The 17,650-nt window shown below is 68.4% G+C and carries 14 protein-coding genes and 2 pseudogenes; 5 read left to right on the top strand and 11 right to left on the bottom strand.

Going from position 1 to position 17,650, the window contains the following annotated elements; genetic code table 11:
* Positions 1-2: 2 nt before the first annotated feature.
* The 3 genes and pseudogenes from eutC to eat all read right to left on the bottom strand — a co-directional run bounded on the left by eutC (position 3) and on the right by eat (position 3,563).
* Entirely contained in the window at positions 3-728 is a 726-nt protein-coding gene (eutC, locus tag HQ308_RS04195) for an ethanolamine ammonia-lyase subunit EutC (RefSeq protein WP_222645511.1), read from the bottom strand.
* On the bottom strand, positions 725-2,137 hold the full coding sequence (locus tag HQ308_RS04190; RefSeq protein ID WP_222645510.1) for an ethanolamine ammonia-lyase subunit EutB: 1,413 nt from the start codon (positions 2,135-2,137) through the stop codon (positions 725-727). Before HQ308_RS04190 ends, eutC begins: the two co-directional genes overlap by 4 nt.
* Positions 2,134-3,563, bottom strand: a pseudogene (gene eat, locus HQ308_RS04185) (ethanolamine permease). Before eat ends, HQ308_RS04190 begins: the two are co-directional and overlap by 4 nt.
* A gap of 175 nt (positions 3,564-3,738) precedes the next feature.
* On the opposite strand from eat, the pseudogene HQ308_RS22400 reads away from it, so the two are divergent.
* Together HQ308_RS22400 and HQ308_RS22395 are read left to right on the top strand one after the other, a co-directional pair.
* Positions 3,739-3,864, top strand: a pseudogene (locus tag HQ308_RS22400) (type IV toxin-antitoxin system AbiEi family antitoxin domain-containing protein); the annotation flags it as partial.
* Positions 3,865-4,059: 195 nt separating this feature from the next.
* Positions 4,060-4,602, top strand: coding sequence for a DUF559 domain-containing protein (locus HQ308_RS22395; protein ID WP_308115695.1), 543 nt, complete (start codon positions 4,060-4,062; stop codon positions 4,600-4,602).
* Positions 4,603-4,623: 21 nt separating this feature from the next.
* On the opposite strand, the gene HQ308_RS04175 is transcribed toward HQ308_RS22395, so the two are convergent.
* The 4 genes from HQ308_RS04175 to mftF all read right to left on the bottom strand — a co-directional run bounded on the left by HQ308_RS04175 (position 4,624) and on the right by mftF (position 9,590).
* Positions 4,624-5,118, bottom strand: coding sequence for a DUF779 domain-containing protein (locus HQ308_RS04175; RefSeq protein WP_037184728.1), 495 nt, complete (start codon positions 5,116-5,118; stop codon positions 4,624-4,626).
* A gap of 56 nt (positions 5,119-5,174) precedes the next feature.
* Positions 5,175-6,698 carry an aldehyde dehydrogenase gene (adh, locus tag HQ308_RS04170; RefSeq protein ID WP_027504630.1) on the bottom strand — a complete coding sequence of 508 codons (1,524 nt, stop codon included), beginning with the start codon at positions 6,696-6,698 and terminating at the stop codon, positions 5,175-5,177.
* A 104-nt stretch (positions 6,699-6,802) separates the two neighbouring features.
* On the bottom strand, positions 6,803-8,065 hold the full coding sequence (locus tag HQ308_RS04165; protein WP_222639572.1) for a transcriptional regulator: 1,263 nt from the start codon (positions 8,063-8,065) through the stop codon (positions 6,803-6,805).
* Between the two features lie 118 nt (positions 8,066-8,183).
* A complete protein-coding gene (mftF, locus tag HQ308_RS04160) occupies positions 8,184-9,590 on the bottom strand; it encodes a mycofactocin biosynthesis glycosyltransferase MftF (protein WP_027504628.1) in 1,407 nt (468 codons plus the stop codon).
* A 437-nt stretch (positions 9,591-10,027) separates the two neighbouring features.
* On the opposite strand from mftF, the gene HQ308_RS04155 reads away from it, so the two are divergent.
* Together HQ308_RS04155 and HQ308_RS04150 are read left to right on the top strand one after the other, a co-directional pair.
* Positions 10,028-10,729, top strand: a complete 702-nt coding sequence (locus tag HQ308_RS04155) for a GntR family transcriptional regulator (protein ID WP_056441789.1) — start codon at positions 10,028-10,030, stop codon at positions 10,727-10,729.
* A 133-nt stretch (positions 10,730-10,862) separates the two neighbouring features.
* Positions 10,863-12,449 (top strand): NCS1 family nucleobase:cation symporter-1, encoded by a 1,587-nt coding sequence (locus HQ308_RS04150; protein ID WP_056441786.1) that lies wholly within the window; start codon positions 10,863-10,865, stop codon positions 12,447-12,449.
* On the opposite strand, the gene HQ308_RS04145 is transcribed toward HQ308_RS04150, so the two are convergent.
* Together HQ308_RS04145 and HQ308_RS04140 are read right to left on the bottom strand one after the other, a co-directional pair.
* Positions 12,423-13,169 carry a GTP pyrophosphokinase family protein gene (locus HQ308_RS04145; RefSeq protein WP_081821128.1) on the bottom strand — a complete coding sequence of 249 codons (747 nt, stop codon included), beginning with the start codon at positions 13,167-13,169 and terminating at the stop codon, positions 12,423-12,425. The genes HQ308_RS04150 and HQ308_RS04145 overlap by 27 nt on opposite strands.
* Positions 13,166-13,675, bottom strand: a complete 510-nt coding sequence (locus HQ308_RS04140; RefSeq protein ID WP_222639331.1) for a GNAT family N-acetyltransferase — start codon at positions 13,673-13,675, stop codon at positions 13,166-13,168. Before HQ308_RS04140 ends, HQ308_RS04145 begins: the two co-directional genes overlap by 4 nt.
* A 65-nt stretch (positions 13,676-13,740) precedes the next feature.
* Here HQ308_RS04140 and HQ308_RS04135 point away from each other — a divergent pair, with 65 nt between their 5' ends.
* A complete protein-coding gene (locus HQ308_RS04135) occupies positions 13,741-15,243 on the top strand; it encodes a UDP-N-acetylmuramoyl-L-alanyl-D-glutamate--2,6-diaminopimelate ligase (protein ID WP_308115665.1) in 1,503 nt (500 codons plus the stop codon).
* A gap of 10 nt (positions 15,244-15,253) precedes the next feature.
* Here the strand turns inward: HQ308_RS04135 and HQ308_RS04130 are convergent, their stop codons facing one another.
* Both HQ308_RS04130 and HQ308_RS04125 read right to left on the bottom strand, forming a co-directional pair.
* The gene (locus HQ308_RS04130) at positions 15,254-16,354 is read right to left on the bottom strand and encodes a HoxN/HupN/NixA family nickel/cobalt transporter (protein WP_222645508.1); all 1,101 of its coding nucleotides are present in this window, start codon (positions 16,352-16,354) and stop codon (positions 15,254-15,256) included.
* Positions 16,355-16,398: 44 nt separating this feature from the next.
* Positions 16,399-17,616, bottom strand: a complete 1,218-nt coding sequence (locus tag HQ308_RS04125; RefSeq protein WP_308115664.1) for an MFS transporter — start codon at positions 17,614-17,616, stop codon at positions 16,399-16,401.
* Between the last annotated feature and the right edge of the window lie 34 nt (positions 17,617-17,650).

Below are 17,650 nucleotides of genomic sequence, written 5' to 3'. Positions count from 1 at the left end.
GGTCAGGTCAGTTCGCGAGAGGAGTCCTTGAGATCGACGCCGGACCGCCCGAGCGTGCGGGCACCCGCGACCAGCGATGCCGTCACCCGTGCCGCATGGTCGTAGTGCATGCCGCCGGGCGGGTGGATGTTCGAGATGCAGTTGCGCTCGGAGTCGTTGCGGCCCGGCTTCGGACCGTGCGTCAGGTAGATGCCGAGGCTGTCCGCGACCGAGAGTCCCGGCCGTTCACCGATGACGACGATGAGCGTCGACACGCCCAGTGCCGCCCCGACATGGTCACCCAGCGCGACCCTGGCCTGGGTCGCTATCACCGGGGGCGCGATCGTGAACGTGCCCAGCGAGTCCTTCAGCGCAGCGAGCAGACCCGCACCGTGATCCATCAGCGCCCGCGGGGAGAGCCCGTCGCACAACACGATTCCGATGTCCGCGTCGACCGAGTCGACACCGGACAGGTCCTCGGGCTGCCGTCCCAGATCGGGACGACGCAGATACTCGCTGCGGGTGGACGCCTTGCTGGACACGACCACCGGATCACCGAGTCCGACAGCGGCGATCTCCCGAGCGAAGCTGTCGGTGTCGAGCGGCATGTGGACCGCGTCCCGCGCCGCGGCGTGGGCGGCACGGAACTCGAGCACCCGCGTCGTCGGAAGGGCGTCCCCCGCCCGGCCGAGCCCGATGCGCGCCTGCGTCGTGACACGCAGGTCGGTCCAGAAGTCCGGTGTGCTCATGCCGGCGTCGTCAGTGCTCGCAGCGGCGACGACGCGGCGTCGACGGGCAGGACCCGCCCCGCGTCGTCGGTCATCCCCAGCCGGTGCATCCACGCCTCGAACTCGGGAGCGGGTCTGAGGCCCAACACCTGTCGGACGTAGAGGGCGTCGTGGAAGGACAGGCTCTGGTAGCCGAGCATGATGTCGTCGGCACCCGGCACGGCGATGACGAAGGCGGCGCCCGCGGCACCGAGCAGCGTCAACAACGTGTCCATGTCGTCCTGGTCCGCTTCGGCATGGTTGGTGTAGCAGACGTCGACACCCATGGGCAGGCCCAGGATCTTGCCGCAGAAGTGATCCTCGAGGCCGGCACGGATTATCTGCTTGCCGTCGTACAGGTACTCGGGTCCAATGAAGCCCACGACGGTGTTGACCAACAGCGGATCGAGCGCCCGCGCCAACCCGTACGCGCGGGTCTCGAGGGTCTGCTGATCGACGGGCTTGCCCCCGGTTCCGACGTGGGAGTTGGCGGACAGCGCCGATCCCTGGCCCGTCTCCAGGTACATGACGTTGTTCCCGACGGTGCCGCGGTGCAACGACTTTCCCGCCTCGTTCGCCTCGAGGAGCATCGGCACCGTCACCCCGAAACTGGAGTTGGCACCCTCGGTTCCCGCGATGGACTGGAACACGAGATCCACCGGGACACCCTTGCCGATCAGGTCCACGGTGGTGGTGACGTGGGAGAGCACACACGACTGCACCGGAATCTCGAAACGCTGGCGGATCTCGTCGAGCAGGTACAGCAGATCGGCTGTCGCAGCAGGTGAGTCGGTCGCCGGGTTGATGCCGATGACGGCGTCGCCCGAGCCCATCAGCAGACCGTCGAGCGTCGCCGCGGCGATTCCGTGCGGGTCGTCCGTCGGATGATTGGGCTGCAGGCGGGTGGCCATCGTTCCGGGCAGACCGATGGTGGTGCGGAACGCCGAGATCACCGTCGCCGCCCGCGCCACCGCGATGAGATCCTGGTTGCGCATGATCTTGCTCGTCGCGGCCACCATCTCCGGGGTGAGGCCGGGCGCGACGTCCCGCAGTGTCCGGGCGCTGTCGGGTTCCGCTGCGACCGTGAGCAACCAGTCCCGCAGACCGCCCACCGTCAGATGAGAGACCGCGTCGAATGCCTGCGCGTCATGGCTGTCGATGATGAGGCGGGTGACCTCGTCGCTCTCGTACGGCACCACCTGCTCGTCGAGGAACGTCTGCAACGGGAGATCCGCCAGAACCCAGGCGGCGGCGGCACGTTCGGCGTCCGACTCCGCCGCGCAGCCTGCGAGTTGATCGCCCGATCGCGCCGGGGTGGCCTTCGCCATGACCTCGACGAGACCGTCGAAGGTGTAGGTCGATCCCGAGATCTGCTGGTGGTAGGTGCTCACCCGAGTTCGTCCTCGGCAGCGGCGAGCGCCGCGAACTCCTCGTCCGGAGAATTGGCCACGAGGTGATGGCGGCTGTAGACGCCGAAGTAGACCATGAAGAGCGCAAAGACGACCAGGCACCACAGCGCCGCCTGGCTGTCCACGAGGAACGTCGCGATCACGGCGAAGGCGGCGATGACGAGCGCGAATCCGGTCGTGACCGTGCCGCCCGGGGTGCGATAAGGGCGCGGCATGTCGGGCTCGCGGCGACGGAGCACGATGTGGCTCACCATCATCAGAACGTAGCTCAGCGCCGCCCCGAAGACGGCCATGTTCAACAACATCGAGCCCTTGCCGGTGAACGTCAGGGCGAAGCCGATGATGCCGGGCACGATCAGCGCCAGCGTCGGCGCCTTCCGGCTGTTGACGACGGACATCGACTTCGGCAGGTAGCCGGCGCGGCTCAGCGCGAACAGCTGCCGGGAGTAGGCGTACATGATGGAGAAGAAGCTGGCGATCAGACCGGCGAGGCCGATGTAGTTGACCACCGTCGCGGCGCCGCTGTCTCCCAGCGCCTCCACCAACGGGTTGCCCGACGCCTGCATCGCGTCGGCTCCGCCGGCGCCCGTCACGAGGATCAGCATGGCGGTGGCGGTCACCAGCAGCACCGCCATGGCGGCGATGATGCGCGTGGCACGTTGCGCGCCGGATCCTTCGCTTCCTCGGCCGCGAGCGGCACGCCCTCGATCGCGAGGAAGAACCAGATCGCGATCGGCACCGCGGCCCAGATCCCCAGGTACCCCATCGGCAGGAAACTCGAGGCGCCCGCGGCATCCGTCGGGGCGATGTCGGTGAGGTTGGAGGCGTCGAACTGGAAGATCGCGGCGACAGCGAAGATGACGAGGCCTACGAGAGCGATGCCGGTGATGACGAACATGACCTTCAGCGCTTCACCGACACCGGCGAGGTGCACGCCGATGAAGATGGCGTAGACGGCGAGGTACACCCACCACCCGTCGGTGATCCCGAACAGGCCGAGCGATTCGACGTAGGCGCCGATGAACGTCGCGATGGCCGCGGGGGCGATGGCATACTCGATGAGAATGGCTGTGCCGGTGGCGAATCCGCCCCACGGTCCGAGCGCGCGCCGGGCGAACGTGTATCCGCCGCCCGCTGCCGGGAGCGCAGACGACATCTCCGCCATGCCCAGCACCATCGCCAGGTACATGCCGGCGATCAGGATGCCCGCGATCAGCAGACCACCGAACCCACCCTGCTCGAGTCCGAAGTTCCACCCCGAGTAGTCACCCGAGATGACGTAGCTGACACCCAGCCCCGCCAGCAGCACCCACCCCGCGCTGCCGGTCTTGAGCGTGCGCTTGGCCAGGTAGTCGGACGATTCTGCCTGAGAATCGGACGCCACGGGGCGCGGTTCCTTCACGGCCATGGGTGAGCCTCTTTCGGAGTGTGAGCGGGTGGTGAGGTGAGGCTAGGACTGCCGTGTTGCGGGGACGTTGCGATTGTTTTTCCACTGGACGGTGCGCTGACCCGCGGTAACCGCGGCCCCGCGCACCCGGCGCACCCGGCGGAACCAGGAGAGCCGACGCGGCCGTCCAACGCCTGTGATCGATCGACTTCTCGCGCTCCACGACGGTGTCATCACCGCGACGCAGGCTCACGACGCCGGGATGAGCCAGGACGCGATCGATCGGCGCGTCCGAGCGGGCCATTGGCGCCGGGTCACGCGCGGTGTCTACGTCGCCTGCGACAGACCGTGGACGGACGCCGCGAGGGTGCGGTGCGCCGCATACTGGGCCGGCGACGGGGCGGTTGTGACGTCGGCGAGTGCCGCGTACTGGCACGGACTCGTTTCGGTTGCACCACGCATCGTCGATGTCACGGTCCCGCGCGGAGGACGGAGCAGGGCGCCGTCGGGTGTTCGGGTGCGACGACGGAACCTCGACCCCGCCGACGTGGTCGCAATTCGCGGAATCCGCGTCACGGCGTCGGGTCTCACGGTTCTCGAAGCGTCCGAGGAGATGGGCATGGGCATCGTCGACGTGGCCCTTCGCGGGCGGATGTCGCCGTCCGTGCTCCGGCGCGCACACGATCGGAACCCCCGGCGACGTGGCGCGCCCGCCGCCGAGAAGCTTCTCGTGGCAGCGGAGGGAGGAGCTCGGTCGGAGGCCGAGCGACTCTTCCTCGCCGTGATGCGCAATGGACGCATCACCGGGTTCCTGGTCAACTTTCCGTGGCGCGGGTACGTGCTGGACTTCGTGTTCCTCGACGAACGCGTCTGCATCGAGATCGACGGCTGGGCCTTCCATTCGGACCCCACCGCCTTTCACCGAGACCGAACTCGGCAGAACGTCGTCGTTCAGGAGTGGACGGTGCTGCGGTACACCTGGCGCGACCTCACACAGAGACCCGACGAGGTGATCGCCGAGGTCCGAGCGACCCTCCGACGGTGCGCTGAGCCGCGGTAACCGCGGCTCAGCGCACCCGACTCATCCCTGAATCGCCATCCCCGGCACCGGGCAGGCGTCGACGGCCTCGGCGACCACGATCGACTCGGTGGGGACGGGCGGGCGAGCGCCCTCCTCCCACTGCGCGCCGGTGATGGGGTCCTGCGACTCGAGTTCCGCGTTCTCCTCGGGGGTGTAGGCCCGCCCACGACTGAGGAACCGCAACCCCTCCGGCGTCTCGAGGGAGAAGCCGCTGCCCCGGCCCGGCACCACGTCGAGCACCATCTGGGTGTGCTTCCACGCCTGGAACTGCGACCCGGAGATCCACACCGGAACGGCGTCGCCGTCGCTCGGCAGGTCGTCCGCGACGGTGCCCACCTCCGCGCGCAGGTCGAGGAGCCCGAGCAGGACGTCGCGGTCCCCGACGATGAATTCGCCTGCGGGGTAACACATCGGCGACGACCCGTCGCAGCATCCGCCGCTCTGATGCATCATCAGCGCGCCGTGGAGCCCGCCGAGGCGACGGAGAAGCTCCATCGCCCCGGCGGTTGCTTTGAGCCTCGGAGGCGGTGCCGACCCGTGGTTCGGCTGCATCAGAAGAAGCCCTGAGCCTTCGGGGCGTAGCTCACCAGCAGGTTCTTGGTCTGCTGGTAGTGGTCGAGCATCATCTTGTGGTTCTCGCGGCCGATGCCCGACTGCTTGTAGCCACCGAAGGCCGCGTGGGCCGGGTACTGGTGGTACGTGTTGGTCCACACACGACCGGCCTGGATGTCGCGGCCGGCGCGGTAGGCGACGCCGCCGTCACGCGACCAGACACCGGCGCCGAGGCCGTACAGCGTGTCGTTGGCGATCTCGATGGCGTTGGCGTAGTCGGTGAACGACGTGACCGAGACGACGGGTCCGAAGATCTCCTCCTGGAAGATGCGCATGTTGTTCTTGCCGGTGAAAATGGTGGGCTGCACGTAGTAGCCGCCGTTGAGGTCGCCGCCGAGCTGCGCGCGCTCGCCGCCCGTGACGATCTTGGCGCCCTCGCCCTTGCCGATCTCGATGTACGACAGGATCTTCTCGAGCTGGTCGTTCGAGGCCTGGGCGCCGATCATCGTCTCGGTGTCCAGCGGATCACCCTGGCGGACGGCCTTGGTGCGGATCGCGGCGAGTGCAAGGAAGTCGTCGTAGATGTCCTGCTGGATCAGCGAACGCGACGGGCAGGTGCAGACCTCGCCCTGGTTGAGGGCGAACATCGTGAAGCCCTCGAGGGCCTTGTCCTGGTAGTCGTCGTTCTGCGACAGCACGTCGGAGAAGAAGATGTTGGGGCTCTTGCCGCCGAGCTCGAGCGTCACCGGGATGAGGTTCTGCGAGGCGTACTGCATGATCAGGCGCCCGGTCGTGGTCTCACCGGTGAACGCGATCTTCTTGATGCGGGGGCTCGACGCGAGCGGCTTGCCGGCCTCGGTGCCGAAGCCGTTGACGATGTTGAGCACGCCCGGGGGCAGCAGGTCACCGATGACGCTGATCAGGTACATGATCGACGCGGGAGTCTGCTCGGCCGGCTTGAGGACGACGGCGTTGCCGGCGGCGAGTGCGGGGGCGAGCTTCCACACGGCCATCAGGATCGGGAAGTTCCACGGGATGATCTGGCCGACGACGCCGAGCGGCTCGTGGAAGTGGTACGCGACGGTGTCACTGTCGATCTCGGACAGCGAACCCTCCTGCGCACGAATGCATCCGGCGAAGTAGCGGAAGTGATCGATCGCGAGCGGGATGTCGGCGTTCAGCGTCTCGCGGATCGGCTTGCCGTTGTCCCACGACTCGGCGAGCGCGATGGAGTCGAGGTTTTCGGCGATGCGGTCGGCGATCTTGTTCAGGATGACGGCGCGCTCGGCGGGCGAGGTCTTGCCCCACGCCGGCGCGGCCTTGTGTGCGGCGTCCAGGGCGAGGTCGATGTCCTCGGCGGTGGAACGCGCGATCTCGCAGAAGTTCTGTCCCGTGACGGGCGTCGGGTTCTCGAAGTACTGACCCTTGACCGGAGCGACCCACTCGTTGCCGATCCAGTTGTCGTAGCGGGCCTCGAAAGACATGGCGGCGTCGGGCGTACCCGGGCGAGCGAAGACAGTCATCGAACATGCTCCTTCATCGGTGATCCACCCCCACGGTCATCGGGGGCTGTGATGCAGGACACTAGAACGACGACGGTTGCATGACCGTTGCAGAGCCGACTCGGTCAGCCCAGCAGGGCGAGGCGAGCCTGGACCTGCCCGTACAGCGCCGAGGACGGGCTGAGCGTGGCGAGGTAGGCCGACCACGCGGCGGCGTCCTCGCGGCCGTGCACCGACGCCGTCCACCGCGCCAGCAGCACCGGGTCACCGGACCGCAGCAGCGCCGCCTGGACGCGCACTCGCAACTCCTCGCGGATCTCCGCGATACCCGGGGCGTACGACGACGGGAGCACCACGCCGGAGTAGAGCCGCAGCGCCGCGTCGATGTCCCCGCGGTCGAGAGCCGCCCGCACGTCCTCGACGTCCGACGACAGTTCCGCCACCAGTCGATAGGGCCGCGAGGCCACACCGTCGGCCCCGAAAACCTTGCGCAGGCGCGACATCTCGGCTCGAACAGTGACCGAGTCCAGCTCGTTCTCGTCGAGCAGCACGGCGAGATGGTCGGAGCTCAGCCCCTCGGGATGTGCCCGCAACAGCAGCAGCATCTCGGCGTGCCGTCCGGACAGGGCGACGCGTTCACCGCCGCGGACCAACGACGGGCGCCCGGCTCCGAGCACCTCCAGCCGGACTCCGGTGTCGAGATCGGGACGCGGGGACTCGAGCAGATGCAATCGCAGTTCGGACTCGGCCGCCGCCACCGTCGCGCGGACCAACGAGAGCACCTCGGGAACCGCGACGCGCGGACCGCCCGTGATGTCGATGGCCCCCAGGATGCGGCCGGTGACGGGGTGGTGGACGGGGGCTGCACTGCAACTCCACTCGTGCACGGGCCGCGAGAAGTGCTCGGCGGCGAAGATCTGCACGCAGTGATCGATGGCCAGCGCGGTGCCGGGGGCGTTGGTGCCCATCCGCCCCTCGCTCCAGTCAGCGCCCTCGGTGAAGTTCATGGCGTTCGCGCGATCCTTCGCCGCGGTGTCGCCCTCGACCCACAGCAGCCGGCCCGACGCGTCGGTGATGGCCACGAGAAGGCCGGTGTCGGCGGCGTCCTCGACGAGGAGCTTGCGCACCACGGGTCGGATGACGGACATCGGGTGATCGGCGCGGTACTGCGCGAGCGTGACGTCGTCGAGGAGATCGTCCGCACCACGATCGGGGTCGACGCCCATGTCGCGGCTGCGCAGCCAGGAGTCGAGAACGACGGACCGCACGGGCGACTGGGGATCGACGGGACGGGCGAGTCCCACGGTCGACAGGCCCGGCCCGACAAAGGTCTCGTGAGCGCGGGAGACGGAGCGCGCGAGCGTGGCGGCGTCGTCCCCGGGCCTCATCGCGACCCACGGATTGACCGTCACCACAGACCCCGCTTCCGTCAACAGCCTCGCCCGGCAGATCGGCACACTCGACCGGCCTCCACTGTAACCCAGCTCACAGAGCGGCTGGCAGGGACTACTGGTTGCCGAGACGCGGCACCAGAGCACGGGGGTCGCGGTGCGACACGGCACCCACCCAGAGTCCGGTGCCGTAGGCGACGTCGTCGATGCGCTTGTACGCCGCGTAGCGCACCGGACCGAGGCCGCCCGGCTCCCGGTGCTCGACCCAGTCCCGCACACCCTCCGCCACCGCGATGGCCAGCGCCAGACGTCGGATGCGCCGGGAGAACAGCACGGCCACCAGCGTGACCGGCCAGTAGTGCCGCACCGCCGCGGAGGCCAACTGCCAAGCGCCCCCGACGGTTCCGCGTGCCGCGAACACCGCGGCGAGGCGAGTGGGGTGATCCAGATCGACGAACAGGCGCCGTAGGCGGACCACCGTGGTGATCAGCGTGACCAGCGCACCGACCATGCCCGCACGCGTCCCCGAGGCGGCCAGCAGCAGTGCGAGCAGGGTCGACCGCGCCATGGCCACGGGCGGCACCTTCCCGTGGTGGCGGGAGGCCAGCTCGGTGGCACCGGTACCGTAAAATAGCTTGCGGCCGAACCACTTTCGCAGAGTGACGCGGTGATCGTGGGCGACGCGGGCCACCGGCTCGTACCGCAGGCGCCATCCCGCGTCCTGCAGTCGCCAGCACAGATCGACGTCCTCGGCCACGTGCATCGCCTCGTCGAAGCCTCCGCAGTCGAGCACGGCCCGTCGCCGGGCGACGACCGCCGCACTGGGGACGTACGACACCGGGCCACCCGCGAACACCGGGGCCTCCCGGCGACCGAGATCGAGGGAGGACCGTGCGCGCTCGTAGCGGGCGAGCGCACTGCCCTCCGGCTCGAGCGCCACGATGCGCGGAGCGACCAGCCCGACGGAGGGGTCGGAGAAATGACTGAGGACGACTTCGAGCCAGCCCTTGCGCGGCACCACGTCGGAGTCGAGGAACGCGACGAAGTCGGTCGTGGCCGCGGCGAGGCCGGCGTTGCGCGCCGCGGACGGTCCCCGCGGGGCGTCGTGCCGCACCACCGCGACCGAGGCACACAGTTCGTCCACGGCGATCTCGGCGTGCCGGACGGGAACGCGGGACCCGTCGTCCACGACGATCACGCGGAGTCCACGCAGCGCGCGCATCAGCCGCAGCAGTCCCTCGTGGTTGTCGCGGACCGGGATCACGACCGTCACGTCCGCGGCGGACGGAGTGCTCATCGGCCGGGGGTTCGCGACACCGGAGTCGAGCAGTCGACGCGCCACCGTGGCGGAGTCGGGATCGGACACCCGCAGGAATCCGTCGCCGATCATCGCGGCCGCGGCGGGTGCCAGCATCACCATCCTGGTGGGCGATCCGCCGAGGAGAACTCGACCGTTCGAGAGAGTCCGCACTCGAGGATCGATACGCACTCCGAATCCATCGGGAAGACGACCGTCGCGCATCGGGTCATCGTAAGGGCCTTTCTCGGTATTTGTCATAAGTCGGGCAGGATCGGCCCGAACACCCGCCGACGCGGGAATCGCGCTGTGGTCCGTTCGAGGGACACCCGCCCCGCGCGCACCGTGCATCGGCGCTGCTCGGCGCGCCGTGACCCCGGCCGGTCGGTGTGACCGGTCTCGACTGTCAAGCGAGACTTGAGGTTCGCTCGGATCGAGCAGCCGCCGACCTGATCGTCCACGGCAGATCGACGTGCACCGGGGAGCCCGCGCCGCGAGCTCGGGCAGGCGAGCCGACTGCCCGGCAGCGGATCGATCGACCGGCGTCCGCCGACGTGAACGTTCACCAACTCTCGTCGCACCGATGCGGCGACACGCGAGCGTCCGACGACTCCCCCGGTTAGAGTCGCCATGTCCCGTCCCGGTTCGCAGAAGGGGTCACGATGCCGCCGCGTCGCCGCTCGGCCCTGCTCGCGAAACTGTCCCGCGACGTCGCGGGTGGTTCACAGGAGGAGATCCTCACCGAACTCCGCCGGGTCATCCTGTCGGGTGACGCCCCGCCGGGAACGCCCATTCCCCTGGGCGACGTCGCCGACGTGTTCGGAGTCAGCCGCATCCCGGTGCGCGAATCGCTGAAGACCCTCATCGGCGAGAATCTGGTGTCGCATCGACCCAACCTCGGATACACGGTCGCGCAGTTGACGTCTCAGGAACTGCGCGAGATGTACATCGTTCGGGAGGTGCTCGAGAACGCCGCCCTCGCGGTGGCGGCCGAGGCCGCCACCGACGGGGAACGGCGTCGTGCCGAACAGATCGAGCGAGACCTCCGATCCTCGATCGCGGACGACGATCCCCAGCGCTACCACCGGTTGAGCCGCGAGTTCCACGTCGCCCTCACCGCGCCGTCCCGGATGTACCGCCTGCTCCACATGCTCGACGTCGCGTGGAACGTCACGGAGCCGGTCCAACCGATGGTGCACGTGAAGGGTGCGGACCGCGCGGCGTTGAACGACGATCACAGCGTCATGGTCCGCGCGTTCGTCGACCGCGACTCGGCGGCACTCCTGGCGGCGGCAGGGCACCACAACGAGCGGCTGAACGACGTCATCGCGACGCTTCCGGCGGGTTCCGGCCTGCTCTCCTGAGCCGGAACCGGACAGACCGGACCCGGAAACCTGCCGGTAAAGAGATATATCGGTTTCGTCACGACACGGAAATACAACGGGCTCAGACTTCTCCGCAGCACCGACCACGGTCCGCACCAGCGACGGAGACACGATGACCGACACCATTCCGCACACCGGCCCGTTCGACCCGCCTCCCGGGTCCCGCTCCGGTGTGAACGATCTGATCGAGGCACACGGGTACGCCGGAGGCGGGTCGACAGCAGAGGGACATCCGGTGGGGGGTGGAGTGATCAAGGAGGGGTACGACCCGAGGCTCACCAACGAGGACCTCGCCCCGCTGCGGAAGCAGACCTGGTCGTCCTACAACATCTTCGCGTTCTGGATGTCCGACGTGCACTCCGTGGGCGGATACGTCACCGCGGGCAGCCTTTTCGCGCTGGGACTGGCCAGTTGGCAGGTGCTCGTCTGTCTCCTCGTCGGCATCTCGATCGTCTACGTCTTCTGCAACCTGGTGGCCAAGCCCAGTCAGGTCGCAGGTGTCCCGTACCCGGTGATCTGTCGATCGGTCTTCGGCGTCCTCGGGGCCAACGTTCCCGCCATCATCCGAGGACTGATCGCGGTGGCGTGGTACGGGATCCAGACCTTCCTGGCCTCCGCCGCGCTCGACATCGTGTTGATCAAGCTGTTCCCGGCGCTCGGTCCGTGGGCGGACCGAGACCTCCACGGGTTCGCGGGACTGTCCACTCTGGGGTGGGGCAGCTTCATGCTCCTGTGGGTCCTGCAGGCGGCGGTCTTCTGGCGCGGCATGGAGTCCATCCGCAAGTTCATCGACTTCTGCGGCCCGGCCGTCTACGTCGTCATGTTCCTGTTGTGCGGCTACTTGATTCACGAAGCCGGCTGGAGCGCCATCGACCTGAACCTCGGCGACGTCACCTACACGGGGTTCGCCGCGGTGCCCGTCATGCTCGGCGCGATCGCGCTCGTCGTCTCCTACTTCTCGGGTCCGATGCTCAACTTCGGCGACTTCTCGCGCTACGGAAAGAGCTACGCCGCCGTGAAGCGCGGCAACTTCCTGGGCCTGCCCGTCAACTTCCTGCTCTTCTCGATCCTCGTCGTCGTCACCGCGTCCCTCACCGTTCCCGTCTTCGGCGAGCTCATCACCGACCCCGTCACGACGGTGGCGCGCATCGACAGCACCTTCGCGATCGTGTTGGGCGCGTTGACCTTCACGATCGCCACGATCGGTATCAACATCGTCGCGAACTTCATCTCGCCGGCCTTCGACTTCTCCAACGTCAGCCCGCAGAAGATCAGCTGGCGCGCCGGCGGCATGATCGCCGCCGTCGGCTCCGTGCTCATCACGCCGTGGAACCTCTACAACAATCCCGACGTCATCCACTACACGCTCGAGACCCTGGGAGCGTTCATCGGACCGCTGTTCGGCATCCTCATCGCGGACTACTACCTCATCCGCAAGCAGAAGGTCATCGTCGACGACCTGTTCACCATGGACGAGAGCGGCACGTACCACTACGCCAAGGGCTACAACCCGGCCGCGCTGATCGCCACCGCCGTCGGTGCCGTCTTCGCGATGTTCCCCGTGCTCACGGGCGGCACCCTCACCGGAATGCACACCGCGGCGCAGTACAGCTGGTTCATCGGCTGCGGCATCGGCTTCGCCCTCTACTGGGTGCTGGCCACGAAGACCTCGCTACGGGTGCGGAACGTCCCCGCCTGACCGCGGATCCGGCGCCAGTCCCGGCATGAGCGAGCGCAGGAACAGCTCCTCGTAGTCGGGGCCGGCGTCGGTGCGGGCGTCGCCGAGACGGACCACCTCGGCGTGCAGTCGCTCCATCGTGATGTCGAGCGTGCCCGCGGCCATCGCCGCCTCGCGCAACTCGTCCCGCAGGCGTTGCGGCACCTCACCGTCGTACTTGTAGAAGATCTTGTGTTCGAGACTCGCCCAGAAGTCCATCGCGATGGTCCGGATCTGCAGCTCCACGAAGACGTGCTCCGTGCGGTCGGACAGGAACACCGGAATCTCGATGGTGAGGTGGAGACTGCGGTACCCGTTGGGCTTCGGATTCGCGATGTAGTCCTCGAACTCGAGCACTCGGATGTCGCTCTGCGACGCCAGCATCTCCTTCACCGCATAGGTGTCGGCGATGAAACTACAGGTGATCCGGACGCCGGCGATGTCGAACAGACCGGCGCGAATCGCCTGGAACGTCAACGGAATCCCCTTGCGCACGGCCTTCTCGGCGATGCTGCGCGGCGTCTTCAGCCGCGACACCACGTGCTCGATGGGACTGTAGGAATGCAGGTGCGTGAACTCGTCCTTCAGGATGTCGATCTTGGTGGTGAGCTCCTGCATGCCGAAGCGGTAGGACATCATGAAGCGGGTGAACTCGTCGCGCGCCGCGGTGAGGTCGAACACCACCGGCTCGTCCACGCTCATCGCGCGTCCTCCCGGAGAACCTTCTGCATCCGGAGGGACGCGGTGTCGTACCCCAGCGACTCGTACAGCCGACGCGCCGCCGTGTTGAAGCCGAAGACATTGAGCCCGAGCACCGTTCCGCCGTTCTCCCGCACGGCGTCCTCCGCCAGGAGCATCGCCGCCCGGCCGAGACCGCGACCCCGGTACCGCTCGTCGATGGCGACGTCCCAGACCCACCAGTCGGTCGTGGTCGCGATCGACTGGGGCCCGATCCACAGTGACCCCACCACGGTCTCGCCGTCCAGCACGTCGTACACCTGATGATGCGGTGCCGGACGACCGTCGGGGAAGTAGGCGGAGAAACTCTGCTCGGCGTTGTCGGTCGCCTGTTCGAGGGTGTCACCCGCCCGGACGCGATCGGCGCGGTAGTCGCCGCGGCTGCGCTCGACCCATTCGGGAAGTCGATCGTCGGGCATGGTCCTCAGCACCACTCGGGCCTGCGTGGAGTCTCCGTCGGCTGCGCTCACCCCTCCAGTGTCCCGGGTGCCGCACCGAGGTGGTTGAGCGTTCTACTTTCGGGTACCGCATCCTGGTGAGTGTCGTGTCCCGCCGTCCGATCCGGCATGCCGGTGGCCAGGGGGCGAGGTCCCTCGTCGACGTCGCCGACCGCGCGGGCGGATCGGTCGCAGGCCCCGCCGAGCCGGTCACGGTGGACGATCTCTGTGACGATTCGCGTGCGGTGCGGCCCGGCGATCTGTATGTCGCGCTCCCCGGAACACGCTGGCACGGTCTCGATTTCGAGGAGGACGCCCAGCGCGCCGGCGCGGTGGCCGTGCTCAGCGATCGGCCCGGCACCCGGTTGCCGAGCATCGTGGTCGCGGATCCGCGGGTCGTCGTCGGTCCGCTGGCCGCATGGTTCCACGGGAGCCCGTCCTCGTCGATGGCCGTGTTCGGAGCGACGGGCACCAACGGCAAGACGAGCACGACGCACTTCCACCACGCCGGCCTGCGCGCCGCGGGTCATCGTGCGGGGATGATCTCCGGGGTGGCGGTCAGCGGCGCCGGCAGCGACGAGGCCCCGGTGCGCACCACTCCCGAGGCGACGGTGCTCCAACGCACGCTGTCGACGTTCGTCCACAACGGATGCACGGCCGCCGCCCTGGAGGTGTCCTCGCACGCCATCGCCCAGCACCGCGTCGACGGAGTGGAGTTCGCCGTCACCGCCTTCACCAATCTCGGCCGGGACCACCTCGACTTCCACGGCTCGATGGAGGAGTACTACCGGACCAAGGCCTCACTGTTCACCCCGGACCGCACCGGACGGGCCGTCGTCATGATCGACGACGAGTACGGGCGGCGGCTCGCGTCGGAGTGCGCGGTGCCGACGGTGACGTGCTCGGTGTCCGATCCTTCGGCGGACTTCCGCGCCGATCGCATCGACTGCACGACGCATCGCACCCGATTCCTCGCCCGGACCCCGGTGGGCGACATCCCGCTCTCACTGCAGGTTCTCGGCCCCCACCAGGTGGCGAACGCTCTGGTCGCACTCGCCTCCCTCCTCTCCGGTGGGGTGGACGCGGAGCGTGCGGCCGCCGGCATCTCGGCGCTGCACAGCATTCCGGGCCGGTGCGAGACCGTGTCGGCCGGCCAGGACTTCACCGCCCTCGTCGACTACATGCACAACGTGTCCGGCCAGCGCGCGATCCTGCCGTACCTGCGGCGCATCACCCCGGGGCGCCTGATCCTGGTCATCGGGGCGACCGGTGACCGTGACGTGGGCAAGCGCGTCGAGCTGGGCACGGTCGCCGCGGCCTATGCGAACGACATCGTCGTCACGGACGAGAGCGCCAACGGCGAGGATCCGCACTCGATTCGCGCCGACGTCGTCCGCGGCGCCCGGTCCGGTGATCGGGGCGTCCGCGTGGTGGAGATCGCGGACCGGCGCGCAGCATTCCACCACGCCGTGGCGGACGCGGCGGCCGGGGACACCGTCGTCGTGGCGGGGCGAGGCAGCGACACCTGGCAGCACTTCGGCAGTCGAACCGTGTACTTCGACGATCACGCCGAACTGCACGACGCGATCGTCGCCCGGTGACTCCCGCGGCTCAGCTCGCCGGCGTCTCCCGCTCGAACCGGTCGTCGATGCGCGCCGCCTTGTAGTAGACGATCGAGCCGATCCAGACCACCACGAACACGACCACCACGATCTGCCCCGCCAGGGTGAGATCCACTGCGGCCACCGCGTCCCAGATGCCGCCGGACAGTCCGAGTTCCTCACCGAGCAACGACAGGATCTGCACGGTGCCCACCACGAGGGCGAGGAAGATCGACAGGCCCGTCATCGTGATGTTGTAGTAGATCTTCCGGACCGGCGTGACGAAGGCCCAGCCGTACGCCTTGGACATGAAGACGCCGTCGAGCGTGTCCATCGTCGACATGCCGGCCGCGAACAGCACCGGCAGCGCGATGATGGCCATCGGCGGCAGGCCACCGGCGATGGCGCTGGTGCCCGCCACGGCGAGCAGACCGACCTGCGTGGCGGTGTCGAACCCCAGGCCGAAGAGCAGCCCCAGCGGATACATCTGCCACGAGTGGCTGATCATCCGGTCGTAGCGGCCGCGGAAGATCCGATTGAGCAGTCCTCTGCGTGCGAGGAGATCGTCGAGCGTCTCGTCGGAGAACTGTCCGCGCCGCGCGGCACGCCACATGCGCACGATGCCGACGAGGACGACCAGGTTCAGGGCCGCGATGAGGTAGAGGAACGTGCCGGAGACGAGGGTGCCGATGATGCCGCCGGTGTCCGCGAAGGCGTCCCGGAAATCCGTCGCGCGCGATGCGGCGAACGCGATCGCGGCGACGAACGCGAACACGACCGTCGAGTGCCCGAGCGAGAAGAACAGTCCGACCGCCAGGGGCCGCCTGCCTTTCTGCAGCAGCAGTCGGGTGGTGTCGTCGATGGCCGCGATGTGGTCGGCGTCGAAGGCGTGCCGCATGCCCAACGTGTAGGCCAACACCCCGGCGCCCGCGTAGACGAGAGTGCCGTCCGCGCGGTTGAGGCCGTGGATCGCCGGGATCGAGTCGTAGTGCAGGAACAGGCCCCACCCGACGACGTGCAGCGCCACGAGCACTGCTGCCAGGCCCAGGAGCCGGGGGATCTCGTCGCGGGTGAAACGCGCACGTCCGGTCACGGTGTCGGCAGACGTCATGGGACACCAATATTCCTCATGGAGCCCGTCCGCGCAGTGCTGGGTCAGACGCGCACGGGTGAACGGAGCGCCGTCGTCGTGACGGCAACCGACGCCAGCGCCACGATGACCGCTCCGTAGACCGTCGCGGTGACGAGGAGACCGGCCGAGTGGATCGCCACACCCGCGACGATGGCCGGCACGCTGAAGGCGAGGTAACTCAGCACGAGCGTCGTGGCGAAGACACTGCCGCGATGCTCCGGCGGTGCGAGAGCGCCGATGATGCTCATCGCGCCGAGGAACGTCGCGCCCCAGCCGAACCCGGACACCGCGGTCCCGACGAAGTACAGCGGCGCCGACGCGATGTGCAGCCCGACGAGATTCACCACGATGCCCGCGGCGAGAGTGAGTGCACCGGCGGTCATGGCCGTGCGCGGGAGAAGAGTACGAGCGGACGCGGCACCGATCGCTCCGGCCGTGAACATCGTGAAGATGTCCAGCCCGCCCACGACGGCACCGCGGAGATCGAAGACCGTGCCCATGATGGACGGCCCCAGCGACAGGTGGAACCCGCCCAGCGACCACGTCGCGACGAGCGCGGGGACGACCGGCCAGAAGTGGGCACGGATCGACACGGGCAGACCGAGGGTCGGCGTCAGCACCCGCACGACGTGTCGACGGTCGTCGAAGCCTGCCCGGACCGCGGATTCCGGCACCGCCACGACGAGCGCCGTGAGGACGACCAGCGCGACGATCATCACGACGTACACGAGCGTGGTGGGGAACGGCGCGAACTGCACCAGCAGTCCGGCCGCGATACCGCCTGCTCCCAGCCCGAAGGCCGGTGCGACCGAGCTCACCAGGGGGCCGAGACGGTCGGTCGGCTGCAGATCGATGATCGCAGCGGTCAGGGCACCCATGGCCGCGCCGGCCGCCAGACCCTGCACGACGCGCGCGGCGATGAGCCAGCCGACCCCGTCGGCGAACACGAAGACGACCTGGCTGGCGATCAGCACGAGCAGCGACGTCACGATCACGGGCTTACGGCCGAGGTGGTCGGACAGCGACCCGACGGTCAACAGGGCGGCGAGTAGTGCGAAGACGTACACGGCGAAGACGATGGTCAGCGTCGACGCGCCGAATCCCCATCGGGACTGGTACACGGGGTACAGCGGGGACGGCGCCGCCGACGATCCCATGACGGTGAAGAACACGAGGGCCACCACCCAGAACGAGCGAACGGGGGTCATCCAGGACTGGGGTCGCACCTCGGTCGTCGTCACCGTGGGTCCAACTCCCCCCGCCGACTCCTCATTC

The organism is Rhodococcus sp. BP-241 (genome assembly GCF_019836145.1).
Classification (GTDB): domain Bacteria; phylum Actinomycetota; class Actinomycetes; order Mycobacteriales; family Mycobacteriaceae; genus Rhodococcoides.
The sequence above is the reverse complement of the archived record's forward strand: the minus strand, read 5'-3'. Positions and strand labels throughout refer to the sequence as shown.